Source organism: Pseudonocardia petroleophila (assembly GCF_014235185.1).
GTDB lineage: Bacteria > Actinomycetota > Actinomycetes > Mycobacteriales > Pseudonocardiaceae > Pseudonocardia > Pseudonocardia petroleophila.
On sequence record NZ_CP060131.1, the window covers coordinates 5,151,290 to 5,175,559 of the forward strand.

Here is a 24,270-nt window from a genome sequence, read left to right on the forward strand (position 1 = left end):
ATCGGCTGGCCGTTGACACAGTGCTCCGGACCGTCGACGTGGGGAACGCTCGGCAGAACAGGACCGAGAGGACGTGCCATGACCGACGACCAGCCACGGGTGATCGTGGTCGGCGGCTCGATGGGCGGGCTCACCGCCGCGCTCGTGCTGCGCGAGCTCGGTATGCGGGTGGACGTGTTCGAGCGGTCCCCCGAGCTGCTCGACGGCCGCGGCGCGGGGATCGTGCTGCAACCCGACACCGTGCGCTGGTTCCGCGAGCACGGGGGCACCGGCGCCGTCGACAAGGTGAGCACCGGGTCGTCGCACCTGCGCTACATCGGCGCCGGGAACGAGATCGTCTTCGACGAGCCGAGCACCTGGCGGTTCACGTCGTGGACGACGACGTACAAGGCGCTGCTGGCCGACTTCGGCACCGACCACTACCACCTCGGCGAGCACTGCGCGGGCCTGGACCAGGACGCGGACGGGGTGGACCTGCGGTTCGTCAGCGGCCGCGAGGAGCGCGCCGACCTGGTGGCCTTCGTCGACGGCATCTCGTCCACGGGCCGGCGCCGGCTGCTGCCCGAGGTGGTGCCGCAGTACTCCGGGTACGTGGGCTGGCGCGGCACGGTGCCCGAGACCGAGGTGAGCGCGGCCACGCACGCGCTGCTCAGCGACTCGCTGGCCTACGCGACCGCCCCGAACACGCACATCTGCATGTACCCGATCCCGGGCAAGGGCGGCGCGCTGGCCGCGGGCGAGCGCGAGCTCAACTACGTCTGGTACCGCAACGTGCCCGAGGGTCCCCAGCTCGACGAACTGCTCACCGACAAGCGCGGCTTCCCCTCCCCCGTGTCGGTGCACCCGGGCCAGGTCCAGGACCGCTACATCACCGAACTGCGCGCCGCCGCGCAGGAGCAGCTGCCCCCGGCCGCGGCCGAGCTCGTGACGCGGACCGCCGAGCCGTTCATCCAGCCGGTGCTCGACGTCGAGGTGCCGCGGATGGCCTTCGGCCGGGTCGCGATCATGGGCGACGCCGCGTTCGCCGCGCGGCCGCACGCCGCGGCCGGCACGGCGAAGGCGGCGGCCGACGCGTGGGCCCTGGCCGATGCGCTGCGCTCCGCCGACGGCGACGTCACGGCGGCGCTGGCGAAGTGGGAGCCCGGCCGCCTGGAGCTGGGGCGCAGCCTGCTGGAGCGGGTGCGTGAGATGGGCCGCAAGTACCAGGTGGACAGCACGGCGGACCCCGCGGACCGCTCGCTGCGGTTTGGCCTCTACGGGCCGGACCAGTGACCGCAACTCGATGGGTGGATCCACACCCGGATGTACGGCAACTGTTTCTCCACACAGCAGAAGGGCCGGTACGCCGGCGTAGGGTCGGCCTCAATCTGCGGCCGCCGGCTCCCGCGACCGGCAGGAACACCAGGATCTCCTCCACGGACAGGCAGGACGGGCGATGAAGCCTCCGAAGTTCATGTATTGCGACCCCGACTCGATCGAGGAGGCGGTGGCGCTCAAGAGCCGCTACGGCCACGACTCGCTGGTCCTGGCCGGTGGGCAGAGCCTGATGCCGATGCTCAACATGCGGCTGGCCAACCCCGAGGTCCTCATCGACATCAACCGGGTCACCGATCTGCAGCAGATCACCCGCGACGGCGACGTCCTCGAGATCGGCGCCGGCGTCCGGCAGTCGGTGCTGGAGACCGACCCGGCCGTGGCCGCGGCCGTCCCGCTGCTCGGCCTGGTCGTGCCCTACATCGGCCACATCGAGAACCGCCACCGCGGCACGGTCGGCGGCAGCCTCGCGCACGCCGACGCGGCCGCCGAGCTGCCGTGCGCCGCGGTCACCCTCGACGCCACCATCGTCGTGCAGGGCACCGCCGGTCGTCGCGAGGTCCCCGCCCGCGACTTCTTCGAGGGCTTCATGACCAACTGCTGCGCGCCCGACGAGCTCGTCGTCGCGGTCCGCTTCCCGGTCACACCCGCCGCGTCCGGCTCCGCGTTCGTGGAGCACGCCCGCCGGCAGGGCGACTTCGCCCTCGCCTCCGCGGCCGCCGTCGTCTCGCTCGACGCGCAGGGGAACGTCGCCTCGGCCGCCGTCGGCGTCGGCGGCATCTCCGCCACCCCCGTCCGCGCCACCGCCGTGCAGGACGCGCTGGTCGGCGGGCCGACCGCCACCGAGGCCATCGCCGCGGCCGCCGCGGCCATCGGCGACTCCGTCAGCGCCGCCGACGACATGCACGCCACCGGCGTCTACCGCAGGCACCTGGCCGTCACCGTGGTGAAGCGGGCGATCACCGCCGCGGTCGCGAACGCCGCCGCCGTCGAGAGGAACGGGTCGTGACGACCACCGAGAACGACAGCAAGTACGACTCCGACACCCGCGCGGTCACCCTGCGCGTCAACGGCCGCGAGGTCACCCGCCAGGTCCCCACCCGCCAAACGCTCGCCGACTTCCTCCGTGACGACCTCGACCTGGTCAGCGTGCACCTGGGCTGCGAGCACGGCGTGTGCGGCTGCTGCACCGTGCTGCTCGACGGCAGCTCCGTGCGGTCCTGCCTGATGCTCGCCGTGCAGGCCGTCGGCCACGAGGTCGAGACCGTGGAGAGCCTGTCCGCGGACCAGAACGCCCTGCACCCGATCCAGGAGGCGTTCGCCGAGGAGCAGGGCCTGCAGTGCGGGTTCTGCACGCCGGCGATGGTGCTGCGCACCAAGGAGATCCTGGCCGACGGCCAGGAGCGCTCGGACGACGAGGTGCGCAACGAGATCTCCGGGATCCTGTGCCGCTGCACCGGCTACCAGAACATCATCAACGCGGTCCAGAACGCCGGCCGGAAGCTCCGTTGCGGCGGCTCCGGCACGTGCGCGACCGGCCACCCCGGGGGCGCGGTCGGCACCGCCGCCGTCGCCGGGGCGGAGACCGACGCCGTGACCGATGTCGAGCGGGCGGACGGCTTCGACGGGCCCGCCGGCACCACGAAGGAGGCCTGAGCCATGACGGCTGTGGCGGACGACACGACGGGCGAGAAGCCCGCGTACAAGTACATCGGCTCCGACCGCAAGCGCGTGGAGGACCCACGGCTGCTGGTCGGGCGCGGCGGCTACATCGCCGACCTGAAGATGCAGGGGCTGACGCACGCCGCGATCCTGCGCAGCCCGGTGCCGCACGCGAAGATCGTCTCGATCGACGCGACCGAGGCACTGAAGATCCCCGGCGTGATCGCCGTCCTCACCGGTGAGGACGTCAAGGCGCACATGAACCCGTGCATGAACTTCGGGCCGCCGACGATCCCGCAGTACCCGATCGCGGTGGACAAGGTGCGCTACGTCGGCGAGGCCGTCGCGGCCGTCGTCGCGGAGGACCGCTACATCGCCGAGGACGGCGTCGAGGCGCTCGTCGTCGAGTTCGAGGACCTCCCCGCGGTCACCGACCCGATGAAGGCCCTGGAGCCGGAGTCGGCCGTGCTGCACGAGGGGCACGGCAGCAACCTGGGCTACGAGCGCACGTTCGAGTTCGGCGACATCTCCGAGGCGCTGGGTCGCGCGGACCTGATCGTCGAGGACACGCTGCACTGGGGCCGGTCGGCCGGTATGCCGATGGAGACCAGCGGCGCGGTCGCCCGGATCGGTCTCAACGGCGTCCTGGAGATCCACTGCAACTCGCTGAACTTCAGCTACCTGCAGTTCCTGGTCGCGACGGCGCTGCAGATCCCGTCGAACAAGCTGACCATGCAGCCGGTCCCCGCCGGCGGCAGCTTCGGCAGCAAGTTCACCGCGCACAAGGTGCCGACGCTCACCGGCTTCCTAGCGCTGCGCACCGGCCGCCCGGTGTCCTACGTCGAGGACCGACTCGACCACCTGATGAACTCCGACCACCACGCGTCGGACCGCTACTACGACGCGAAGATGGGCTTCACGACCGAGGGCATCATCACCGGCCTCGACATCGACGTCGTCGACGACTACGGCGCCTACCTGCAGTTCGGCGTCGGCACGCACGGCAACGCGTTCTCCCAGGCCGTGGGGCCGTACACGTTCCGCGACCTGAAGTACCGGCTGCGCGCGGCGCTGACCAACAAGTGCCAGCAGGGCGCCTACCGCGGGTTCGGCTCCGAGGTGCACAACTGGGTGCTGGAGCGGCTGATCGACAAGGCGGCCGAGGAGCTGGGGCTGCTCCCGGAGGAGATCCGGCGACGCAACTTCATCCAGCCCGACCAGTTCCCGTACAAGATCCCCGGCGGGAACCTGTACGACAGCGGCAACTACCCGAAGGTGCTGGACACGGCCCTCGGGATGATCGACCTCGAGCACTGGCGCAAGGAGAAGGTGCGCCTGCGCGAGGAGGAGGGCCGCTACATCGGGATCGGCCTGGCCACCACCCAGGAGCGCTCGGTCTTCTCCTCCACCGAGTTCTGGTTCTGGTTCGACGAGCCGGCCTTCCCGATCACGTCGAGCCCCGAGAGCGCGACGATCACGATCGACCCGACCGGGCAGTTCCAGCTCCTGCTGCACTGCCAGGCCATGTGGGGCAACAGCCCCGAGACGGTCAGCACGACGATCGTGGCCGAGGAGTTCGGCGTCGAGCCGTCGTCGGTGAACGTCAGCTACGCCGACACGGCGCGGGCCCTGCCCGGCACCGGTCCGGGCGGGAGCCGCTACACGGTCATGGTCGCGGGCGCGGTCCGCGGCGCGGCGCGCAAGCTGCAGAAGAAGCTCATCGACATCGCGGCGCACTCGCTGGAGGTGTCGCCGGAGGACCTGGAGCTCGTCGACGCGCGCGTCCAGGTCAAGGGCGCGCCGGAGAAGTCGCTGGGCCTGCCCGAGCTGGCCGCGTCGGCCTACTTCTTCGCGCTCAACCTCCCTCCGGGCATGCAGAGCGGGCTGGAGGAGAGCTACACCTACGACCACCCGTACACGACGCTGCCCTCGGCGGACCGCACGGACCTGGGCGTCTTCTACCCGATCATGGGCCACGCGTGCCACATCGCGGTCATGGAGGTCGACCCGGACACCGGGCGGACCAGCTTCCTCGACTACGTCGCGGTGCACGACGCGGGCACCGTGGTGAACCCGAAGAGCCTGGGCGGGCACGTCACGGGCGGCGCGGCGCAGGGGCTGGGCTCCACGCTGTACGAGGAGCTGGCCTACGACGAGGAGGGGCAGTTCAAGTCCTCCACGTTCCTGGACTACCTCGTCCCGACCGCCAACGAGGTCCCGCCGTTCCGGATCGGGCACGTCGAGACCCCGTCGCCGTTCACCGAGTACGGCATCAAGGGCGGCGGCGAGGGCGGCCGCATGGTCACCCCGTCGGTGGTGTCCGCGGCCATCGACGACGCCCTGCGGGAGTACGGCATGCGCGTCCGCGAGCTCCCGGTGAAGCCGTCGGAGATCGTGGCCACCGTGCAGGACGCCATCGCGCGCGCCTGAGCACACCGATCGCGACCCGGCCCCGGACGGACCCCCTTCCCGTCCGGGGTCGGGTCGAACCAAGTGAGGATCACCCATGGCGCACCCGTTCACCTCGCCCACCGAGCTGCGCGAGCGGCTCGGTGAGGTCGGCTACCTCGCCGACGACGCCCTGTCGATGGCGACCCACCTCGCGCTGGGTCTGAACCGCCCGCTGCTCCTCGAGGGCGAGAACGGCGTGGGCAAGACCGAGATCGCCAAGGCGCTGGCCCAGCTGCTGGGCCGCGACCTGATCCGGCTGCAGTGCTACGAGGGCATCGACACCAGCCAGGCGCTCTACGACTGGCACTACGGCCGGCAGCTGCTCGCCGTGCGCGGGTCGGAGGACGCGAAGACGGCCGACGTCTTCACCCGTGACTACCTGCTCTCCCGGCCGCTGCTCGAGGCGCTCGAGGCAGGCGACCGGGCCGTGCTGCTCATCGACGAGCTCGACCGCGCCGACGACGAGTTCGAGGCGTTCCTGCTCGAGCTGCTGTCGGACTTCGCGGTGACCATCCCCGAGGTCGGGCGCATCGTGGCACCGTCGCCGCCGCTGGTGGTGCTCACGTCCAACCGCACCCGCGACCTGCACAACGCGCTGCGCCGGCGCTGCCTCTACCACTGGGTGTCGCACCCCGACGCCGAGCGCGAGTTCGAGATCCTGCGGGTGCGCGCGCCCGAGGTCCCCGAGGCGCTGGCCCGGCAGGTGGCGGCGGCCGTACACCGGATCCGCGGCCTCGGGCTGGGCAACTCGCCCGGCGTGGGGGAGTCGATCGACTGGGCCGGTGCGCTGCACATGGTCGGGGTCGCGACGCTCTCCCCGGAGATCGCCGCCGCCACCCTCAGCGCGTTGGTCAAGGACGTCGACGACCAGCAGCTGGTGACCGAGAAGATCGACCTCGTGGTTCCCTCGACCCCGTGAGCGCCGAGCCCATCGAGGTCACCGGGCGAACCTGCGTCGAGTTCGTCGCGCTGCTGCGCAGCCGCGGCCTGGCGATCGGCCCCGAGCAGACCACGGCGTTCTACGCGTCGCTGCACCTGCTCGAGCGGGTCGGCCTGCGCGAGCTCTACTGGGCCGGCCGCGTGGTCCTGGCCAACCAGCGCGAGCAGTACCCGATCTACACGGCCGCGTTCGCGGAGTTCTTCGGTCCACCGGCGGAGGACGACCACGGCCTGCCGGCGCCGCCGCGCGACGTGCCGCTGGTGGCGGTGGACCGGGAGGCCGGCGCCCCCGGCACCCCGACCGCGCAGCCCGGCGAGCCGGAGCAGGAGGCCGACGAGGCCAGGGTCGTGCCGAGCGACATCCGGCTGCTCAAGAACAAGTCCTTCGCGCACATGGACGCCGACGAACGCCGCCGGGCCGCCGCCCTGATCCGCGACCTTCGCCCCGAGCTCCCGCGCCGCCGCGGTCGGCGCCGCCGCCCCGCCCCGACCGGGCCGCACCTGGACGTCCGCGGGCTGTTGCGCGCGTCGCTGCGCACCGACGGCGAGCCGATGCGGCTGCCGCGCCGCCGCGTGCCCTCCCGCGAGCGCCCCCTCACGCTGGTGATCGACGTGTCCGGTTCGATGGGTCCCTACGCGCTGGCGCTGCTGCGCTTCGGCCACGCCATGCTGCACGCCGGGCACCGCGTCGAGGTCTTCACCGTCGGCGTCCAGCTCACGCGGATCACCGAGTCGCTGCGCCGCACGTCGGTCGACGCCGCGCTGCGCCGCATCGGCCGGGAGGTCGACGACTGGGACGGCGGCACGCTGCTCGGCACCGCGGTGCGCGACCTCGTCGACCGCTTCGGCGGGCACGCCGCGGTCCGCGGCGCGATGGTCGTCATGTGCTCCGACGGGCTCGACCGCGACGACCCCGAGACGCTCGGCTCGGCGATGCGGGACCTCTCCCGCCGCGCGCACCGGGTGGTCTGGCTCAACCCGCTCAAGGGCGATCCGCGCTACCGGCCGCTGCAGCGGGGGATGGCGGCCGCGCTGCCGCACGTCGACGTCTTCCTCGCCGGGCACAACCTCGTGAGCTTCGAGGCGATGTGCACGGCGCTGACCCGTCGCAGGGTGGCCTAGTGCTCGAGCGACCGGTACTCGACCTGCGGCGCAGCGCCGCGGGCTTCTGGATCGTCGCCGCCGCCTTCACCACGGTGATGTCGCTGGGCACCGCGCCGTCCCCGCTCTACCCGCTCTACCAGCAGGCCTACGGGTTCTCCTCCATCACCGTCACGATCGTGTTCGCCGCCTACGCGGTGGGTGCGCTCGGCAGCCTGTTCCTGGTCGGGCACCTGTCCGACCAGCTGGGCCGGCGCCGGATGCTGCTCGCCGCGCTGGTCACCGCGGCGGTGTCGGCGGTGGTGTTCATCGTCTCGCCGGAGCTGCCGGGGCTGATCGTGGCGCGGCTGCTCTCCGGCGTCGCGGTCGGGATGGTCACCTCCACCGGGGTGGCCGCCCTGGCCGAGCTGGACGCCGCCGCCCGGCCGGGCCGCGGTGGCCGGCGGGCGGCGGTGGTCGGCACCGCCGCCAATCTGGGCGGGCTCGGCCTCGGGCCGCTCGTCGCGGGGGTGCTGGCCGACCTCGCGCCGTGGCCGTTGCACCTGCCCTACCTGGTGCACCTGGTGGCGCTGCTGGTCGCGGCGGCGCTGCTGGCGCTGGTGCCCGAGACGGTCCGCCGACCCGACCCGCGGCCCCCGTACCGGCCCCAGCGCGCCGCCGTACCCCCCGAGCTGCGGCGGGAGTTCGCCGCGGCCGCGGTGGCGGCGTTCGTGGCCTTCGCCCTCTTCGGGTTGTTCGCCGCCCTCGGTTCCGCGTTCGTCGGGGCGACGCTCGGCTCCACGTCGCACACCCTCGGCGGTCTCTCGACGACGGCCACGTTCGGCACCGCCGCGGTCGTCCAGGCGTTGGTGCGGGACCCGTCGGGACGGTGGGCGGGCCTGCTGGGTGCCGCGGCCGTCCCCGTCGGGCTGGCGGTCGTGGTGGCCGCCGCGTGGTGGCCGTCGCTGCCGCTGTTCCTGGCCGGTGAGGTCGCCGTCGGTGCCGGAGCCGGGCTCATGTTCGCCGGCGCGGTACGCGTCGTCGCGTCCGGCGCCGCTCCGGAGAACCGGGCCGAGGCCGTGGCCGGGCTGTTCCTGATCGCCTACCTCGGGCTCACCCTGCCGGTGCTGGGGCTGGGCGTGGCCACTCAGTACGCGTCACCGCCGGTGGTCCTCACGGTCTACGCGGGGCTGGCCGCGCTGCTGGCCGTGGCGGCCGGGCGCTCGGTGCGGCACGCCCGGCCCTGATCACCCAGCTGTGGTGCTGCGGCCGCCCGCGTCCGGTGGGCTCGTAGCGCCTCCGCCCGGTCGTGGGTGACGAGGATCGTGGTCACACCCGCGGCACTGAGCGCGCCGGCCACCGCTCGCCGGGTCGTGTCACGCAGATCGGCGTCCAGCGAGAACGGTTCGTTCGTCCAGCAGCACCACGCCGGCCCGCGGGGCGAGAGTGCGGGCCAGCGCGATCCGCTGTTGCCGGCCGCCCGAGAGCTCATGGGGGTAGCGACGGGCGTAGCTCTCGTCCAGGCCGACCAGCACCACCGACATGTGCCCATGGACCGTCCGCCGGCAGACCGCCCCGTCGCCGGGCGGCCTGGCCGACAAGGGCACCAAGGGCAAGCGGGCGCGTGAACTCGTTCGGCAACGGATCATCGCGACCGGCGGCAGGGCGGACGCCCGCCTGTTCACCGGCCCCCGCGGGCGGACGGATCACCACCGCCGCCGTGCTGCGCGACGCCACGCACTGGGGCGAGGTCGTGGCCGCGCTCGGGTTCGAGCACCTGCGCCGGCACGCGCTGCGCCACACCGGGCTCACCTGGATGGCCGACGCCGGCGTGCCGGTGCACGTTCCCCGGAAGATCGCCGGCCACCGGTCGCTGACCATGACCCAGCGCTACCTGCACCCGGACACGGCGTCGATCGCGGCGGCCGGCGACTCGCTCACGGCCTTCCTGCGGGCTCCGCGGCCCCCACATGGTCCCCAGCTGCGAGCCCTGCAGATCATGGGCGTGATCATCACTGCGACTGACCCGCGGGCGAGCCGGAGGCGTTCGCGCTGGTCAGCAATACGAAACGGGCGGTTCCCCGTCGAGAGGAACCGCCCGTTTCGACCGTCGGGACGACAGGATTTGAACCTGCGACCCCTTGACCCCCAGTCAAGTGCGCTACCAAGCTGCGCCACGTCCCGGCCGCCCCCGAAGAGGCTCGATCAGCCTACAACACGCCGGATCGTCGTCCTCGTTCGGCCGGTCGTGGCTCCCCCCAACACCTGGTCGCCGCACCTGCTGGCCGCCGGCACCGGTTTCCCGGCACCTGCGACACGATCATCCTGCGGTCTCGGGCCGTCCACCACCACCGCCCTCGGTCGCCCTGCCCGGGCGACTTTGGTGGGTACCCGTCGGTAACCAGCCGGCGGGGGCGGGCTCCAGCGGGAACCGGGCCGCGACCGCGAACCCGCCGTCGGGGCGCGGGCCGGCGGTGATCCGACCCCCGACGGCGCCGACGCGCTCGGCCAGGCCGGTCAGGCCTGCCCCGCCGCGGCCGACGACGTCGCGCGGCTCCGCGGACCTCGTGTTGTCGACCCGCACCGACAGCGCCTCCTGCGCGCAGCCGATCTCGACGCGGACCGCCGAGCCGGGGGCGTGGCGCGCGGCGTTGGTCAGCGACTCCTGCACGACCCGGTACGCCGCCCGCTCGAGCGCGGGGCGCAGCCCGGCCGTGCTCCGGTCGTCCACCAGCTCGACGGCCAGACCGGCGTCGCGCCACTGCGCCACCAGCGCCGCCACGTCGGAGGACCCCGCGTCGGCCGCGACGAGCGGGCCGCTCGCCAGCCCGAGCGCCGCCCGGACCTCCCCGAGCGAGCGCTTCGCCAGCGCGCGCAGCTCCTCGGCGGCCCGGCGCGTGCCCTCCTCCCGCGTCGACGCCGCGAGCGCGGCGGCCCCGACCGCGATCAGCGTGATGTGGTGCCCGACGGCGTCGTGGATCTCGCGCCCGATCCGGGCCCGCTCCTCGGCGCGCGCGGCGTCGGCGCGGGCGGCGAGCGCGGAGTCCCGGGCGCGGGCCAGCTCGGCCAGGGACTCGACGAGCCGGGCGCGCGTCCCCACCAGCATCCCGACGACGGTGGCCGCGGCCGCGTTGACCACCACGTACCCGACGACGAGCACGCCCTGGTTCCACCGCAGGTCCTGGGTGGCGAAGACCGGGGCCACCGCGGCGACGACGGGCAGCACCAACCACGCCACCAGCACGGGCACGGAGCGGTGGTGGCGGCCCAGCCGGTACAGGGCGACGAGCGCGGGCGGCCAGCCCAGGCCGCCCGCCAGCCCGGCCAGCACCCCGACCACCGCCAGCGGCGGCCACACGTGCCGCAGCGGCAGCAGCGCGCACCCCAGCAGCGCCGCGGGCACCGACCAGGAGAACGCCGGCTCCCCCAGCACCGCGACGACCGCGGTGAGCGCGACGACCAGCAGTTCGGTCCCGACGAGCCGCGCCCGCCGCACTAGAGCCCCCATCCCTGCGCCAGCAGCGCCGCCTGGACCCGGTTGTCGGCGCCCAGCTTCACCAGCAGCGCCGAGACGTACTTCTTGACCGTCGCGGGCGCCAGGCCCAGCCGGGCCCCGATGGCCGCGTTCGACTCCCCCGCCGAGAGGCCGCCGAGCACCTGCTGCTCCCGCAGGGTCAGCTCGACGGGCGGCCGGGCCGGCGTGCCCCCGGCGAGCCGCGGCAGCAGGCGCGCGGTGATGCGGGGGTCGAGCACCGCACCGCCGGCGGCGAGGTCGAGCACCGCGCGCACCAGCGCGTCGGGTTCGGCGTCCTTGAGCAGGAACCCCTGGACCCCGATCCGCAGCGCCTCGGTCACGTAGTCGTCGAGGTCGAACGTGGTGAGCACGGCGGCCGGTGGGGCGTCGGGGCGCGCGCAGAGCGTCCGCAGCACGTCGAGCCCGCCGGAGCCGGGCATCTGGACGTCGACGAGCACCACGTCGGGCCGGTGGCGGTCGACCTGCTCCAGCAGCGCGCGACCGTCGTCGGCCTCCCCGACGACGCGCACGCTGCCGCCGACCTCCAGCACCGTGCGCAGGCCCGCGCGCATCAGCGGCTCGTCGTCGGCCAGCACCACGCGCACCGGCGACCCGTCGTGCTCCCCCCGGTTCACGCGGGCGAGCCTAGTGCGGGCTACTTGCGCGAGCGCTTCTCCCGCACCCGGATCGACATCCGGATCGGTGAACCGGTGAACTCGAACTCCTCGCGCAGCCGCCGCTCCAGGAAGCGCCGGTAGCCCGCCTCCAGGAAGCCGCTGGTGAAGAGCACGAACGTCGGAGGGCGGGTGGCGGCCTGCGTCGCGAACAGGATCTTGGGCTGCTTGCCGGCGCGCACCGGCGGCGGCGTCGCGTTGACGACCTCCGAGAGCCACCCGTTGAGCCGCCCGGTCGGCACGCGCCGGTCCCACGACGCGAGCGCGGTGCGCAGCGACGGCGCGATCTTGGTGACCGAGCGCCCGGTCAGCGCCGAGATGTTGACGCGCTCGGCCCAGCGCACGCGCACGAGGTCGCGTTCGAGCTCGCGCTTCATCGCCAGCCGCCGGTCCTCGTCGACGAGGTCCCACTTGTTGAACACCAGCACGAGCGCGCGCCCGGCCTCCTCGACCATCGTGATCACGCGCTGGTCCTGCTCGGCGATCGGCTCGCCCGCGTCGATCAGCACGACGGCCACCTCGGCGGCCTCGATCGCGGCCTTGGTGCGCAGGCTGGCGTAGTACTCCATGCCGCTCGCGGTGTTGACGCGCTTGCGCAGCCCCGCGGTGTCGACGAAGCGCCACACCTCGCCGTCGAGCTCGACCAGGGAGTCGACGGGGTCGACCGTGGTGCCCGCGACCTCGTGCACGACCGACCGGATCTCGCCGGACACCCGGTTGAGCAGGCTCGACTTGCCCACGTTCGGCTTGCCGACCAGCGCGACGCGGCGCGGCCCGCCCGGGGCGCCGAACCCCAGGTCGCGGGGGCTCTCCGGGAGGATGTCGAGGATCCGGTCGAGCAGGTCGCCCGAGCCGCGCCCGTGCAGGCCGGAGACCGGGTGCGGCTCGCCGAGCCCGAGCCGCCACAGCGACGCGATGTCGGAGGTGAGGCGGTCGTCGTCGACCTTGGTGGCGCACAGCATCACCGGGACGTCGCCGCGGCGCAGCACCCGCGCGACGGCCTCGTCCGTGGTGGTGGCCCCCACCGAGGCGTCGACGACGAGCAGCACCGCGTCGGCGGTCTGCATCGCCATCTCCGCCTGCGCGGCGACCGAGGCCTGCAGGCCCTTGGCGTCGGGCTCCCACCCGCCCGTGTCGACGAGGGTGAAGCGGCGGCCGTTCCACAGCGCGTCGTAGGCGATGCGGTCGCGGGTGACGCCCGGGATGTCCTGGACGACGGCCTCGCGCCGGCCGAGGAGCCGGTTGACCAGCGTCGACTTCCCGACGTTGGGGCGCCCGACCACGGCCAGCACCGGGGCCGGGACCAGCCCCTCGGGCTCGCCGTCCCCGCCGTCGGCGAGATCGGCGTCGGTGAACTCGGACGGGTCCAGACCCAGCCGGCCCATCTCGGTGAGGGTGTCCTCGTCGTACTCGCTCATGTGCTGCTCCGTAGGGCATCGAGTTCTCGGACCATCCCGGCCAGCGCGGCCCGGACGGTCTCGGTGGCGGCGGCGAGTCCCGCGCGCCCGCCACCTGCGGGGAGGTCCAGCGGATCGCCGACCAGCACGTCCACCCGGGGGCGGAAGCGGCGACCGGAGCCGGCCGGGCGGCGCGTGCCCCGGCAGACCACCGGCAGCACCACCGCCCCGGACGTGCGCGCCAACCAGGCCGCGCCGTGCTGCGCGGCGGCCATGTCGCCCTCGCCGCGGGTGCCCTCGGGGAACACCCCGACGAGCCCGCCCTCGCGCAACACCGCCACCGCGGCCGTCAGCGGTCGCCGGTCGGGCGCCCCGCGGCGCACGCCCAGCTGACCGATCCTCGGCAGGGCCCGCCCGAGCGGGCCGTCGAACATCTCCTGCTTGACCAGGAACACCGCGCGGCGCCCGACCAGTCCGAACAGCAGCGGTCCGTCGACGAACGCGCTGTGGTTGGCGACGAGCACCACCGGGCCGGTGCCCGGCAACCGCTCGGCGTGGTGCACCCGCACCCGGTAGAGGGGCGTGAACAGCCACGTCCCGACCCAGCGGGCCAGGTCGTGGAACCACGGCCAGGATCCTGCGGGGAGTTGGGTCCCCTTCACCGCACCAGGCCCCGCTCCCCCACCAGCCTGCGCAGCTCGTCGAGCACGGCGTCCACGCTCAGGTGGTCGGTGTCCAGGACGACGGCGTCGGCGGCGGCGGTCAGCGGCGAGACGGGGCGGGTCGTGTCGAGGTGGTCGCGGCGGCGCACGGCCGCGAGCACCGTGGCGGCGTCGGCCCCGCGGCCCGCCTTGCGGTCCTGCGCGCCCCGGCGGGCGGCGCGGATCTCGTCGGACGCGGTGAGGTAGACCTTGAGCGCGGCGTCGGGGGCGACGACGGTGCCGATGTCGCGGCCCTCCACCACCATCCCGCCGTCGGCCGCGACCGCGGACGCGATCAGCTCGCGCTGGCGCCCGACGATCAGCTCCCGGATCTCCGGGTGCGCCGACACCGCGCTGACCAGCCCGGTCACCTCGGGCCCGCGGATCTCGGACTCGACGTCCTCTCCGGAGAGCAGGATCCGCGGCGCCGCCGGGTCGGTCCCCGACTCGATCCGCGCCTGCGCCGCGGCCAGCACGACGTCGTGGTCGGAGCTGCCGGCGTCGAGCCCCGCGCGGAGCACCGCGAGCGTCGCGGCCCGGTACATCGCGCCCGTGTCGAGGTAGGGCACCGCGCACTCGCGCGCCAGCCGTCTGGCGACGGTGGACTTCCCGGTGCCGGACGGCCCGTCCATCGCGACGACCCCGTGCAACCTGCCCGCCACCACGCCCGACCCCTCATCCGGGGGCCACGCGGCCCCCTGCTCGCCGCATCACGGCCTGCGACCCACCGGACGGGGGGCCTCCCCCATCATGCCGTGCGGCGGATCGGGCGACGTCAGCGGGCGCTACAGCCCCACGGACCGGTACAGCGAGCCGATCTCGTTGCGGTTGAGCGGGCGGAACCGCCCCGGCCGCTGGTCGCCCAGCTGCACGTCGCCGACGGCCGTGCGGACCAGCCGCTGCACCGGGAAGCCGACCTCGTCGAGCAGCCGGCGCACCACGTGCTTGCGCCCCTCGTGGATCTTCAGCTCCACCATGGACCGGCCGGGGGTGGAGTCGACGAGCTTGAACGAGTCGACGACGACCGGCCCGTCGTCGAGGTCGACGCCGGCGCGCAGGCGCTTGCCCAGGTCGCGCGGCAGCTGCCCCATCACCTCGGCGACGTAGGTCTTCTGCACCTCGTAGGACGGGTGCATCAGCCGGTGGCCGAGGTCGCCGTCGTTCATGAGCAGCAGCAGCCCCTCGGTCTCGGCGTCGAGGCGGCCGACGTGGAAGAGCCGGCTGCGCGGGGCGCCGGTGAAGTGCTCCTCCATGATCCCGCGCTCGACGATGAGGTCGCCGACGCTGGGGCGGCCCAGGTCGTCGGACATCGACGAGAGCAGCCCGCGCGGCTTGTTCAGCGCGAGGTAGACCATGTCGTCGCTGAGCACGATCCGCGAGCCGTCGACGTGCACGACCGCGGTGTCGGGGTCGATCCGGCGGCCCTGCTCCCGGACGACCTCGCCGTCGACGCTGACGCGGCCCTGCGCGATCAGCTCCTCCGACGCCCGCCGCGACGCCACGCCGGCCTGGGCCAGCACCTTCTGCAGTCGCACGCCGTCACGGTCTTCGCTGGTGTTCACGGTCCTACTTCTCACATGTCGTCGATCGAGTCCACATCGGGCAGCAGCGGAGCCAGCGGGGGCAGGTCCTCCACGGAGGACAGCCCCAGGCGCTCCAGGAACATCTCGGTGGTGCGGAACAGGGTGCCCTGCGTCGCGCCGTCGATACCGGCTTCCTGCACCAGCCCGCGGGACACCAGGGTACGCAGCACCCCGTCGCAGTTGACGCCGCGCACCGCGGAGACCCGCGCACGGGTCACCGGCTGCCGGTAGGCGATCACCGCGAGGGTCTCCAGCGCGGCCCGGGTGAGCTTGGCGCGCTGCCCGTCGAGCAGCAGCCGCTCGACGTAGGGCGCGTAGGTCTCGCGGGTGTAGAACCGCCACCCGCCGCCGACGTGGCGCAGGTCGATGCCGCGCCCGTCCTCGGTGTAGGCGCGGGACAGGCGCACCAGCGCGGACCGCACCCGCGCGACGGGCTGGTCCAGCGCCAGCGCGAGCGACTCGGCCTCCGTCGGGGCGTCGACGACGAGCAGCAGGGCCTCCAGCGCGCCGTCGAGCTCGGCGTCGGCGAACAGGGTGAGCTGCTCCGCGGCGTCCTCTAGGGCGTCCATCGCACCGTCAGCTCCCCGAACGGCTCGGGCTGGTCCAGCTCGACGACGGCGCTGCGGAACAGGTCGAGCACCGCGAGGAACCGGGCGACGACCTCGATCGGGGCGACGCAGTCGGCCGTCAGCGTCGCGAAGGAGGCGACGCCCAGCTCGGCCAGGCGCTCCCGCAGCAGCGCGACGTGCTCCGGCACCGACACCTCGTGCTGGTGCAGGTGGCCGAGCCCGGGCCCCTCGGGCGGCGGCTTGGGCCGGAACACGCTCGCGGCGAGGTCGGCGAACGTCGCCGCGTCGACGCCGAGCAGCACCTCGGGCAGCAGTGCCGCGAAGCGCTCCTCCAGCGCGACCGAGCGCGGGAACCGGCGCGCCGCCCCCGCCTCCAGCTCCACGAACAGCGAGGCCACCTGCTTGTAGGCCCGGTACTGCAGCAGCCGGGCGAAGAGCAGGTCCCGGGCCTCCAGCAGCGCGAGGTCCTCGGCGTCCTCGACCTCGGCGTCGGGCAGCAGCCGCGCGGCCTTGAGGTCGAGCAGGGTGGCGGCGATGACGAGGAACTCGGTGGTCTCGTCGAGGTCGGCGTCGTCGCCGAGGAGCTTGAGGTGCGCGATGAAGTCGTCGGTGACGCGGTGCAGCGCCATCTCGGTGATGTCGAGCTCGTGCTTGCCGATGAGCTGCAGCAGCAGGTCGAACGGGCCCTCGAAGTTGTGCAGGCGCACGGTGAAGCGCTGCGGGCCCGCCGGATCCGCCCCCGCGGCCGGCACCGCCTCGTCGTCGCTGAGCAACGTCACCGGGCGATGACCTCGCGCGCCAGCATCCGGTACGCCATCGCCCCGTTGGAGACCGGCGCCCACGTCGTGATCGGCTCGCCGGCGACGGTGGTCTCCGGGAAGCGGACCGTCCGGTTGATCGTGGCCTCGAACACCAGCTCGCCGAACGCCTCGATCACGCGCTGGCGCACCTCGCGGGTGTGCAGCGTGCGGGGGTCGAACATGGTGGCGAGTATCCCGAGGATCTTCAGGTCGGGGTTGAGGCGGTCCTGGACCTTCTCGATGGTGTCCATCAGCAGCGCGACGCCGCGCAGCGAGAAGAACTCGCAGGCGAGCGGGATGAGGATCTCGTCGGCGCAGGCCAGCGCGTTGATCGTGAGCAGGCCGAGCGAGGGCTGGCAGTCGATGAGGATGATGTCGTAGCGGTCGAGCACCGGCTTGATCGCGCGGCCGAGCGCCTGCTCGCGGCCGACCTCGGTGACGAGCTGGACCTCCGCCGCCGACAGGTCGATGTTGCTGGGCAGCAGGTCGAGGCCCTCGACCCCGGTCTGCTTGATCACGTCGTCGACCTCGACGCCGCGCTCCATCAGCAGGTTGTAGACCGTGGTGTCGAGCTCGTGGGCCTGCACCCCGAGGCCGATCGACAGCGCGCCCTGCGGGTCGAAGTCGACGAGCAGGACCCTGCGGCCGTACTCGGCGAGCGCGGCACCCAGGTTGATCGTGGACGTCGTCTTGCCGACGCCGCCCTTCTGGTTGGCCACGGCGATGATGCGGGCCGGGCCGTGCTGGGTCAGCGGTGCCGGTTCGGGCGCGGTCAAGCGATGTCTCCCCCCGAGGTCGGGTGGCACGGACCCCGTGTCCGGCTCGTCCTCGTAGTGCGGCTCCGGGCGGGGGACGAAGGGCCGCGGCGTGTCCATGCGGGCTCCGCTCTGTGACGGGGCGGCCCGTGGGGGCCGTTCCGCGCAGACTAGGAGGCACCGATGACGAGCGGCAACGCGCCCCGCCGTGTCGCCGCCGTCTTTCGGCTGATCAGAGCCGACGGGGACGGGACGTTACCGGGTGATGGCGCCCCGGTGACGCGCGGGCCCCGGCTCACACCCGCCCGGGCGGTCCGGTGAGGCACCGGCCCCGCACTCGCAACAGCACGGTCACCGCCGCGCCTCAACGGAGGAGTTGACTGACGTCCGAACCCGACGCGTCACCGGAGGCCTCCCCCATGCCCGACCTCTTCAGCCCGTACACCCTCAAGGGCGTCACCCTGCGCAACCGCATCGCCATGTCGCCGATGACGATGTACCGCTCCACCGACGGGAGGATGGACGACTTCCACCTGATGTACCTGGGCGCCCGCGCCGCGGGCGGGTTCGGGCTGATCTTCCCCGAGCAGGTGGCGATCGCCCCCGAGGGCCGCACCACCCCGCACTGCGCGGGGATCTACGACGACGCGCAGATCGAGGGGCACGCCCGCGTCGCGGCGATGATCAAGAACATGGGCGGTGTGGCCGGCATCCAGCTCGGGCACACCGGCCGCAACGGCAGCGAGCTCAAGCCGTGGGTCGGCGGGGACCTCGGCCAGCAGCTGCCCCCCGACCACCCGGAGGGCTGGCAGGTCGTCGGCCCGTCGGACGTCCCGTACGGGTTCGGCAAGCGGCCCTACCCGGTGCACGCGCTGACCGTCGAGGAGATCGCGGAGATCCACCGGAAGTACGCCGCGGCCGCGACGCGGGCGCTGGAGGCCGGCTACGAGTGGCTGGAGATGCACTTCGCCCACGGCTACCTCGCCGCGAGCTTCTACTCGCCGCTGGCCAACAGGCGCACCGACCGGTACGGCGGCAGCAAGGAGAACCGGGCGCGGTTCCTCATCGAGGCGATGGACGCCGTACGCGAGGTCTGGCCCGAGCACCTCCCCCTGACCTTCCGCCTCGGCGCCGACGACTACCACCCCGACGGCGTGCAGTGGGAGGACTCGGTCGAGGTCGTCGGCTGGCTCAAGGAGCACGGCGCCGACATGGCCGACCTGTCCTTCGGCGGCAACACCGACGACATGCGCGACCCGTTCTTCGGCGACGTCAGCGCCTGGGTGGAGCGCGGCGCGCAGGTCCGGCGCGAGATCGACATCCCGGTCACCGTCAGCTGGAACCTGGGCGTGCCGCAGAACGCCGACCGGGCGATCCGCGACGAGAAGATCGACCTGGTGCTCCTCGGGCGGCCCGCCCTGGCCAACCCGCACTGGCCGGTGTGGGCCGCGCGCGAGCTGGGCCACAAGGACCCGTTCGAGCTGGTGCCCGAGGACTGGGGCTGGTGGCTGCAGAACTTCCGCGGCCACGACCCCAGCATCGGCTGGCCCGCGGTCCCGGTGGAGCCGGAGGGCCTCGACGAGGTCGCCTGACCGACCCACCCCACCCGGCGAGTTCTCCACCCCCACCCGGCGAGTTGGCCGATCACGTACGCCCCGCGCGTACGTGATCGGCCATCACACCGAGCGTCTGCGGAAAACTCGCCGGGGTGGGGGTCAGCGGGCGTGCGCGAGCTTCCCGAGGAACCCCGTGACGATCGTCGCCAGGTCCGCGGGCCGCTCGATGTGCAGGCCGTGGCTCGACCCCGGTCCCGTGACGAGCTCGTACTGCGCTCCCGGGATCGCGTCGGCCACCTTCTTCGCCTGCCACGGCGGGGTCAGCAGGTCCTGCTCCCCCACCACGACGAGCGTGGGCGCGGTGATCCCGCCGAGCCGGTCGAGCGAGTCGTGCGCCAGGTCGGCGTCCCACTGCTCGACGGTGACCTGCATCTGCTCCTCGTTCTGCGGGAACGCCGGCAGCATCGGCTCGATCATCTGCGCGAAGTCCGGGTGGTCGAGCAGCTGCGGGGAGAACGCGAGGCCCGCCGTGGCCAGCGCCGACTCCATGTCCCGGTGGACGTAGGGCAGGCGCAGGGCGGTGAGCACCGACCGCTGGAAGCCGTCGGCCCGGCCCCACGTGGCGTAGAGCAGCGCGGACGCGACCTGGTCGGGATGGGCCAGCGCCAGCTCCTGCGCGACCGCCGAGCCGAGCGACCAGCCCAGCACGTGCGCGCGCGGCACCTCGAGCGCCTCCAGCAGCGCGGAGGCGTCCTCGGCGAGCGAGGCGACGGTGATCGGGCCGGAGCCGCGGTCGCTCCCCCCGAGGCCGCGGTTGTCGTAGGCGATGACCTGGTTCGTCTCGCTCAGGCGCGCGATCATCTCGCCCCACAGGGCGATGGCGCCGGACGTGCCCATCACCAGCAGCAGCGGTTCGCCGCTGCCGGTGATCTCGTAGTTCAGGGTGACTCCGGTGCGGACGGGGATCTGCGGCACGGATCTGCTCCTTCGGGGATCAGCGGTACTGGAGGCCGTCGTCGATGTCGGCGGCGGGGAGTGCGGTGCGGTCGTGCGCGTACTCCTGCATGTGGGTCCACGGCTCGCGGTCGCCCTGCTTGAACATCCGCTCCTGCGAGCGCAGCACGTAGTTGGGGTTGAAGTTCTCCGGGTCCGACCACTCGCGCAGCGGCATGTCGGCGTCCTCCGGCCGCAGCTCGGGCACGACCATCGACGCGCCCCGCTCCCCCATGCGCTCGACGATCCGGGCGACGACGTCGTTGACGAGGTCGACGCGCAGGGTCCAGCTGTGCCGGAAGTAGCCGAAGGCGTACGCCATGTTCGGGACGCCGCTGATCATCATCCCGTGCCAGGTGACCCGCTGCGAGAAGTCGACGGGCTCGCCGTCGACGGAGAACGGGATGTCGCCGAACACCGACAGGTCGAACCCCGTCGCGGTGACGACGACGTCGGCCTCGAGCACCTCGCCCGAGGAGACCCGCACGCCCGTCTCCGTGAACTCGTCGATCGTGTCGGTGACGACCGAGGCCCGGCCGTCGCGCATGGCCTCGAACAGGTCGCCGTCGGGGACGATCGCGATGCGCTGCTGCCACGGGCGGTAGCGCGGGGTGAAGTGCTTCTCGATGTCGGTGCCCTCGGGCAGCAGCGGGGTGATCGCGTCCATCAGGAACGTGTGCAGCTGGTCCGGGTCCTCGTGCCCGACGGCGGCCAGCCAGTCGAGCTGCTGGGTGTACTGGCGGCGCAGGATCTCGTGGGTCCAGTCCGGCGGGAGCTGCAGCGGCTCGAGCATCGTCGCGAGCTCGTGGACCTTCGGCGACGGGAACCAGTACGACGGCGAGCGCTGCAGCATCGTCACGTGGTCGGCCGACTTGGCCAGTGCCGGGACGAGCGTCGCCGCCGTCGCCCCCGACCCGATGACGAGCACGCGCCGTCCGGTGTGGTCGAGGTCGGCCGGCCAGGCCTGCGGGTGGACGATCGTGCCGGCGTACCGCTCGGTGCCGGGCCACTCGGGGGTGTAGGGCTCGTCGTGGTTGTAGTAGCCCTGGCACATCCACAGGAACGACGCGGTGACGGTGAGCCGCTCGTCGGTGTCGGTGCGGGTGACCTCGGCGGTCCAGCGGTGCTCCTGCGACGACCACGACAGCGCGGTGACGCGGTGGTGGTAGCGGATGCGACCGGCCAGGTCGTCCTCCTCGATGACCTCGTCGAGGTAGTCGAGGATGGCCCCGCCCGCGGCGATCGACGGCCCGACCCACGGCTTGTGGCGGTAGCCGTAGGTGAACAGGTCGCTGTCGGAGCGCGCGCCCGGGAACTGGTGGGTCCACCAGGTCCCCCCGCGGGCGTCCTGCGCCTCCAGGATCGCGAAGCTGCGGTCCGGGAACCGGTCGCGGAGGTGGTGGGCGGCGCCGATGCCGGACACCCCGGCCCCGACGATCAGGACGTCGAGGTGTTCGTTGTCGGTGCGTGTCATGGGCGGATCTCCCTGCGTCGGCGGTGACGGCGTCCCCCGACGCTAGGACGGGTCCCGGGACCGGTCGTGTCCGAACTTCGGACGGTTCCGTCCTTGACCCGTGACGCATGATGTGAGCGGGGCTACAGAGAGGTGCCGCGTCATGGGGGACGTCCTGGCTCGACGCAGGCTGCTCACCTCCGCGCTGGCCCGACTGCACGACCGCCCCGACGCCGACCTGCCGGGGATCCCCGGCCACGTGGTCGCGTCGTGGCGGCGGAGCCTCGCCCGCGGCGTCGATCCGGCGACGGTGTCGAACCTCTACCACCCGGACCTCGACCGGGACACCCGGCTGGTGCGGTGCGCCCGCCCGGTGATCGAGCAGCTGGCCGAGCAGATCGCGGACGCCCCGGTCTGCCTGGTGCTCACCGACGACCGGGCGCGCCTGCTCGTGCGGCTCGACACGACCGTCGCGATCGGGCGGGCCGCCGACGACAACCGCTTCGCCGAGGGCTTCGGCTACGACGAGGGGGCGGTCGGCACCAACGGGGTGGGCACCGTGCTGGAGTCGGGCCGGTCGGTGCACGTGGTGGGCGCCGAGCACTTCGTCGAGCCCCTGCAGTCCTACGCGTGCGCCGGCGCCCCGGTGCGCGACCCGGTCACCGGGCGGATCGAGGGCGTCCTCGACGTCAGCTGCCGGGTCGAGCACTCCTCGCCGATCCTGCACTCCCTGGTCACCTCGGCGGCCGCCCGGATCCAGGACGCGCTGCTGCACGACCGCGACGCGGGCCAGCAGGCGGTGTTCGACCTCTACACCCGCGTCGACGCCCGGTCCCGGCGCCCGGTGCTCGCCGTCGGGCGGCGGATGGCGTTGGCCAACACCGTGCTGCAGACCCTGCTGGACCCGGGCGATCTCGCCGCCCTGCAGGACCACGCGCGGTTCCGCATGGTCCGCGGCCCCGCCGTCGACGACCGGCTCGACCTGCCGTCGGGGGTCCGGGTCCGGGTGCGCGGCACGGCGGTGACGGCCGGCAGCACGGTCGCCGGTCTCGTCGCGGTGGTCTCGGTGCTGCGGGAGGCCGCGGTCGGCCTGCCCGACGCGGCGCCGGTGCCCCACCCCGCGGCGGACCGGCGGCCGGAGCCGGGGACCGTGGGCACCGGCCCCGCCTGGCGCGCGGCCTGGACCGCGGCGGCCGAGGCGCTGCGGGCCGGCCGCCCGCTGCTGGTCGCCGGGGAGCCCGGGAGCGGGCGGCGCCGCCTGCTCGCCGACCTGGACGGCGCGCTGCACGGGCCGGGACGCGTGGTGGAGCTCGGGCCGGCCGACGACCACGCGGCCCGCGTCCGGGACGCCGGGCCGTCCCCGCTGGTCGTGCTGGTCGACGTCGACCGCTGGCCCGACGTCCCCGCCGGGCTGCCCGGCGCGCTGCGCGGGGCCCGGCTCGCCGCCACCACCGCGGACGGCGCCCGGTACTCCCCCGCCGTGGCCGACCTGCTCGCCGGCTTCCGCCGGACGGTGACGGTGCCGCCGCTGCGCAACCGGTCCGCGGACCTGCCGGCGCTGGTCACGGCGCTGCTGGCGGACCTGGCCCCGGACCGGGACGCCCGGCTGTCCGCGGAGGCGCTGCGCACGCTGGCCCGCCACGGCTGGCCGGGCAACGTCGCAGAGCTGCGCGACGCGCTCGACACGGCCCTGCGCCGACGGCCGGTGGGCGTGGTGCAGGTCGGCGACCTGCCCGCGTCCTGCCAGAGCGCGCCGCGGGGAGCGCTGCGCCCGGTCGACCGGGCCGAGCGCGACGCGATCGTCGCCGCCCTGCGCGAGACCGACGGGAACCGGGCGGCCGCGGCCGCGGTGCTCGGGGTGGCCCGGTCCACGCTCTACCGCAAGATCGCCCAGTACCGCATCACGGCGTGAGCCCTCAGCCCAGCGCGCGGGGGTGGCTGGTCGCGTAGACCTCGCGCAGGGCGTCGACGGTGACGTGGGTGTAGACCTGCGTCGTCGTCACCGAGGCGTGGCCGAGCAGCTCCTGCACGGTGCGGACGTCGGCACCGCCGGCGAGCAGGTGCGTCGCGAAGCAGTGCCGCAGGGTGTGCGGCGAGACGTCGGTGGTCAGCCCGGCCACGTCGGCCGCGCCGCGCAGCGCGTGCCAGGCGCTCTGCCGCGACAGCCGGGACCCCCGCGCGTTGAGCAGCAGCGCCGCGGTGCCCCGGCCCTTCTCGGCCAGCGCCGGGCGGCCGCGCACCCGGTAGGCGTCGACGGCGGCCAGCGCCGGTCGCCCGACGGGCACGATCCGCTGCTTGCCGCCCTTGCCGCGCAGCAGCACCGTGCGCCCGTCGACGTCGAGGTCGTCGCGGTCGATCCCGACGGCCTCGGAGATCCGGGCGCCGGTGGAGTACAGGAGCTCGAGCAGCGCGCGGTCCCGCAGCGCGACCGGCCCGTCCCCCGGCGACCCGGCGAGCAGCTGCTCCACCTGGTCGACGTCGAGGGCGCGCGGCAGCGTCGAGGGCAGCGTGGGCGGGGTGACGGCGCGGGCCACGTCGTCGGGCACCAGCCCGTCACGCGCGGCGAAGCGGTGCAGCCCGCGCACCGCGGCGAGCGCGCGGGCCGCCGAGGACGCGGCCAGCGGCGGCGTCCCGCTGCGCAGCGCCACCACGAACCCGCTGACGTCGGCCTCGCGGACCCGCGCCAGGTCGTCGATCCCGAGCCCGTCGAGGTACCCGGTGTAGCGGCGCAGGTCGGCGGTGTAGGACGCCACGGTGTTCGCGGCGCTGCCGCGCTCCACCGTCAGGTGGTGCAGGAACGCCTCCACCGCCGCGCTCGTCATCGCGCCA

Annotated in this window: 22 protein-coding genes, 1 tRNA gene and 1 pseudogene; 10 read left to right on the forward strand and 14 right to left on the reverse strand. The window is 73.8% G+C overall.

Features of this window, described 5'->3' with window-relative positions:
- Positions 1–78 precede the first annotated feature (78 nt).
- From H6H00_RS25285 to H6H00_RS25315, 7 genes are all read left to right on the forward strand, one after another.
- A complete protein-coding gene (locus tag H6H00_RS25285) occupies positions 79–1,272 on the forward strand; it encodes an FAD binding domain-containing protein (protein WP_185718173.1) in 1,194 nt (397 codons plus the stop codon).
- A gap of 163 nt (positions 1,273–1,435) precedes the next feature.
- Positions 1,436–2,323 carry an FAD binding domain-containing protein gene (locus H6H00_RS25290; protein WP_185718174.1) on the forward strand — a complete coding sequence of 296 codons (888 nt, stop codon included), beginning with the start codon at positions 1,436–1,438 and terminating at the stop codon, positions 2,321–2,323.
- On the forward strand, positions 2,320–2,970 hold the full coding sequence (locus H6H00_RS25295) for a (2Fe-2S)-binding protein (protein ID WP_185718175.1): 651 nt from the start codon (positions 2,320–2,322) through the stop codon (positions 2,968–2,970). The genes H6H00_RS25290 and H6H00_RS25295 overlap by 4 nt, the downstream gene beginning before the upstream one ends.
- 3 nt (positions 2,971–2,973) lie before the next feature.
- Entirely contained in the window at positions 2,974–5,406 is a 2,433-nt protein-coding gene (locus H6H00_RS25300) for a xanthine dehydrogenase family protein molybdopterin-binding subunit (protein ID WP_185718176.1), read from the forward strand.
- Positions 5,407–5,482: 76 nt separating this feature from the next.
- Positions 5,483–6,346: an AAA family ATPase gene (locus H6H00_RS25305; protein WP_185718177.1), complete on the forward strand. Its 864-nt coding sequence runs from the start codon at positions 5,483–5,485 to the stop codon at positions 6,344–6,346.
- Entirely contained in the window at positions 6,343–7,488 is a 1,146-nt protein-coding gene (locus H6H00_RS25310) for a vWA domain-containing protein (protein ID WP_221775665.1), read from the forward strand. The genes H6H00_RS25305 and H6H00_RS25310 overlap by 4 nt, the downstream gene beginning before the upstream one ends.
- Positions 7,488–8,693, forward strand: coding sequence for an MFS transporter (locus H6H00_RS25315; RefSeq protein WP_185718178.1), 1,206 nt, complete (start codon positions 7,488–7,490; stop codon positions 8,691–8,693). Before H6H00_RS25310 ends, H6H00_RS25315 begins: the two co-directional genes overlap by 1 nt.
- Positions 8,694–8,822: 129 nt before the next feature.
- On the opposite strand, the gene H6H00_RS32500 is transcribed toward H6H00_RS25315, so the two are convergent.
- Positions 8,823–8,990 carry an ATP-binding cassette domain-containing protein gene (locus H6H00_RS32500; RefSeq protein WP_255425367.1) on the reverse strand — a complete coding sequence of 56 codons (168 nt, stop codon included), beginning with the start codon at positions 8,988–8,990 and terminating at the stop codon, positions 8,823–8,825.
- 209 nt (positions 8,991–9,199) lie between these two features.
- Here H6H00_RS32500 and H6H00_RS32505 point away from each other — a divergent pair.
- Positions 9,200–9,295, forward strand: a pseudogene (locus tag H6H00_RS32505) (integrase); the annotation flags it as partial.
- Positions 9,296–9,556: 261 nt separating this feature from the next.
- Here the strand turns inward: H6H00_RS32505 and H6H00_RS25330 are convergent.
- The 10 genes from H6H00_RS25330 to H6H00_RS25375 all read right to left on the reverse strand — a co-directional run bounded on the left by H6H00_RS25330 (position 9,557) and on the right by H6H00_RS25375 (position 17,559).
- A tRNA-Pro gene (locus H6H00_RS25330) sits at positions 9,557–9,630 on the reverse strand.
- Positions 9,631–9,766: 136 nt separating this feature from the next.
- A complete protein-coding gene (locus H6H00_RS25335) occupies positions 9,767–10,942 on the reverse strand; it encodes a sensor histidine kinase (protein WP_255425876.1) in 1,176 nt (391 codons plus the stop codon).
- Complete coding sequence (locus H6H00_RS25340; protein WP_255425368.1) at positions 10,942–11,595, reverse strand: response regulator; 654 nt, start codon at positions 11,593–11,595, stop codon at positions 10,942–10,944. Before H6H00_RS25340 ends, H6H00_RS25335 begins: the two co-directional genes overlap by 1 nt.
- 20 nt (positions 11,596–11,615) lie before the next feature.
- The gene (gene der, locus H6H00_RS25345; protein ID WP_185718180.1) at positions 11,616–13,052 is read right to left on the reverse strand and encodes a ribosome biogenesis GTPase Der; all 1,437 of its coding nucleotides are present in this window, start codon (positions 13,050–13,052) and stop codon (positions 11,616–11,618) included.
- The gene (locus H6H00_RS25350) at positions 13,049–13,693 is read right to left on the reverse strand and encodes a lysophospholipid acyltransferase family protein (RefSeq protein WP_185718181.1); all 645 of its coding nucleotides are present in this window, start codon (positions 13,691–13,693) and stop codon (positions 13,049–13,051) included. Before H6H00_RS25350 ends, der begins: the two co-directional genes overlap by 4 nt.
- The gene (gene cmk / locus H6H00_RS25355; protein WP_185718182.1) at positions 13,690–14,364 is read right to left on the reverse strand and encodes a (d)CMP kinase; all 675 of its coding nucleotides are present in this window, start codon (positions 14,362–14,364) and stop codon (positions 13,690–13,692) included. Before cmk ends, H6H00_RS25350 begins: the two co-directional genes overlap by 4 nt.
- Positions 14,365–14,517: 153 nt before the next feature.
- Positions 14,518–15,267, reverse strand: a complete 750-nt coding sequence (locus tag H6H00_RS25360) for a pseudouridine synthase (RefSeq protein ID WP_185718183.1) — start codon at positions 15,265–15,267, stop codon at positions 14,518–14,520.
- A 38-nt stretch (positions 15,268–15,305) separates the two neighbouring features.
- Positions 15,306–15,884, reverse strand: a complete 579-nt coding sequence (scpB, locus tag H6H00_RS25365) for an SMC-Scp complex subunit ScpB (RefSeq protein ID WP_185718184.1) — start codon at positions 15,882–15,884, stop codon at positions 15,306–15,308.
- Positions 15,872–16,657: a segregation and condensation protein A gene (locus tag H6H00_RS25370; RefSeq protein ID WP_185722772.1), complete on the reverse strand. Its 786-nt coding sequence runs from the start codon at positions 16,655–16,657 to the stop codon at positions 15,872–15,874. The genes scpB and H6H00_RS25370 overlap by 13 nt, the downstream gene beginning before the upstream one ends.
- A gap of 2 nt (positions 16,658–16,659) precedes the next feature.
- The gene (locus tag H6H00_RS25375) at positions 16,660–17,559 is read right to left on the reverse strand and encodes a ParA family protein (protein WP_185718185.1); all 900 of its coding nucleotides are present in this window, start codon (positions 17,557–17,559) and stop codon (positions 16,660–16,662) included.
- Between the two features lie 299 nt (positions 17,560–17,858).
- Between H6H00_RS25375 and H6H00_RS25380 the strand changes: the two genes are divergently transcribed.
- Positions 17,859–19,031: an NADH:flavin oxidoreductase/NADH oxidase gene (locus H6H00_RS25380; RefSeq protein WP_185718186.1), complete on the forward strand. Its 1,173-nt coding sequence runs from the start codon at positions 17,859–17,861 to the stop codon at positions 19,029–19,031.
- 123 nt (positions 19,032–19,154) lie between these two features.
- Here the strand turns inward: H6H00_RS25380 and H6H00_RS25385 are convergent, their stop codons facing one another.
- Both H6H00_RS25385 and H6H00_RS25390 read right to left on the reverse strand, forming a co-directional pair.
- Positions 19,155–19,970, reverse strand: coding sequence for an alpha/beta fold hydrolase (locus tag H6H00_RS25385; RefSeq protein ID WP_185718187.1), 816 nt, complete (start codon positions 19,968–19,970; stop codon positions 19,155–19,157).
- A gap of 19 nt (positions 19,971–19,989) precedes the next feature.
- Entirely contained in the window at positions 19,990–21,462 is a 1,473-nt protein-coding gene (locus H6H00_RS25390; RefSeq protein ID WP_185718188.1) for a flavin-containing monooxygenase, read from the reverse strand.
- Positions 21,463–21,604: 142 nt separating this feature from the next.
- On the opposite strand from H6H00_RS25390, the gene H6H00_RS25395 reads away from it, so the two are divergent.
- The gene (locus H6H00_RS25395; protein WP_185718189.1) at positions 21,605–23,353 is read left to right on the forward strand and encodes a sigma-54-dependent Fis family transcriptional regulator; all 1,749 of its coding nucleotides are present in this window, start codon (positions 21,605–21,607) and stop codon (positions 23,351–23,353) included.
- A gap of 4 nt (positions 23,354–23,357) precedes the next feature.
- Here the strand turns inward: H6H00_RS25395 and H6H00_RS25400 are convergent, their stop codons facing one another.
- On the reverse strand, positions 23,358–24,263 hold the full coding sequence (locus H6H00_RS25400; protein WP_185718190.1) for a site-specific tyrosine recombinase XerD: 906 nt from the start codon (positions 24,261–24,263) through the stop codon (positions 23,358–23,360).
- Positions 24,264–24,270 lie beyond the last annotated feature (7 nt).

Bases quoted from the DNA above. Each gene is read 5' to 3' on its own strand.
- H6H00_RS25290 (WP_185718174.1), top strand. From the start codon at position 1,436: ATGAAGCCTCCGAAGTTCATGTATTGCGACCCCGACTCGATCGAGGAG.
- H6H00_RS25305 (WP_185718177.1), top strand. From the start codon at position 5,483: ATGGCGCACCCGTTCACCTCGCCCACCGAGCTGCGCGAGCGGCTCGGT.
- der (WP_185718180.1), bottom strand. From the start codon at position 13,052: ATGAGCGAGTACGACGAGGACACCCTCACCGAGATGGGCCGGCTGGGT.
- H6H00_RS25285 (WP_185718173.1), top strand. From the start codon at position 79: ATGACCGACGACCAGCCACGGGTGATCGTGGTCGGCGGCTCGATGGGC.
- H6H00_RS25390 (WP_185718188.1), bottom strand. From the start codon at position 21,462: ATGACACGCACCGACAACGAACACCTCGACGTCCTGATCGTCGGGGCC.
- H6H00_RS25300 (WP_185718176.1), top strand. From the start codon at position 2,974: ATGACGGCTGTGGCGGACGACACGACGGGCGAGAAGCCCGCGTACAAG.
- H6H00_RS25395 (WP_185718189.1), top strand. From the start codon at position 21,605: ATGGGGGACGTCCTGGCTCGACGCAGGCTGCTCACCTCCGCGCTGGCC.
- H6H00_RS25375 (WP_185718185.1), bottom strand. From the start codon at position 17,559: ATGGACACGCCGCGGCCCTTCGTCCCCCGCCCGGAGCCGCACTACGAG.
- H6H00_RS25400 (WP_185718190.1), bottom strand. From the start codon at position 24,263: ATGACGAGCGCGGCGGTGGAGGCGTTCCTGCACCACCTGACGGTGGAG.
- scpB (WP_185718184.1), bottom strand. From the start codon at position 15,884: ATGGACGCCCTAGAGGACGCCGCGGAGCAGCTCACCCTGTTCGCCGAC.
- cmk (WP_185718182.1), bottom strand. From the start codon at position 14,364: ATGGACGGGCCGTCCGGCACCGGGAAGTCCACCGTCGCCAGACGGCTG.
- H6H00_RS32500 (WP_255425367.1), bottom strand. From the start codon at position 8,990: ATGTCGGTGGTGCTGGTCGGCCTGGACGAGAGCTACGCCCGTCGCTAC.
- H6H00_RS25380 (WP_185718186.1), top strand. From the start codon at position 17,859: ATGCCCGACCTCTTCAGCCCGTACACCCTCAAGGGCGTCACCCTGCGC.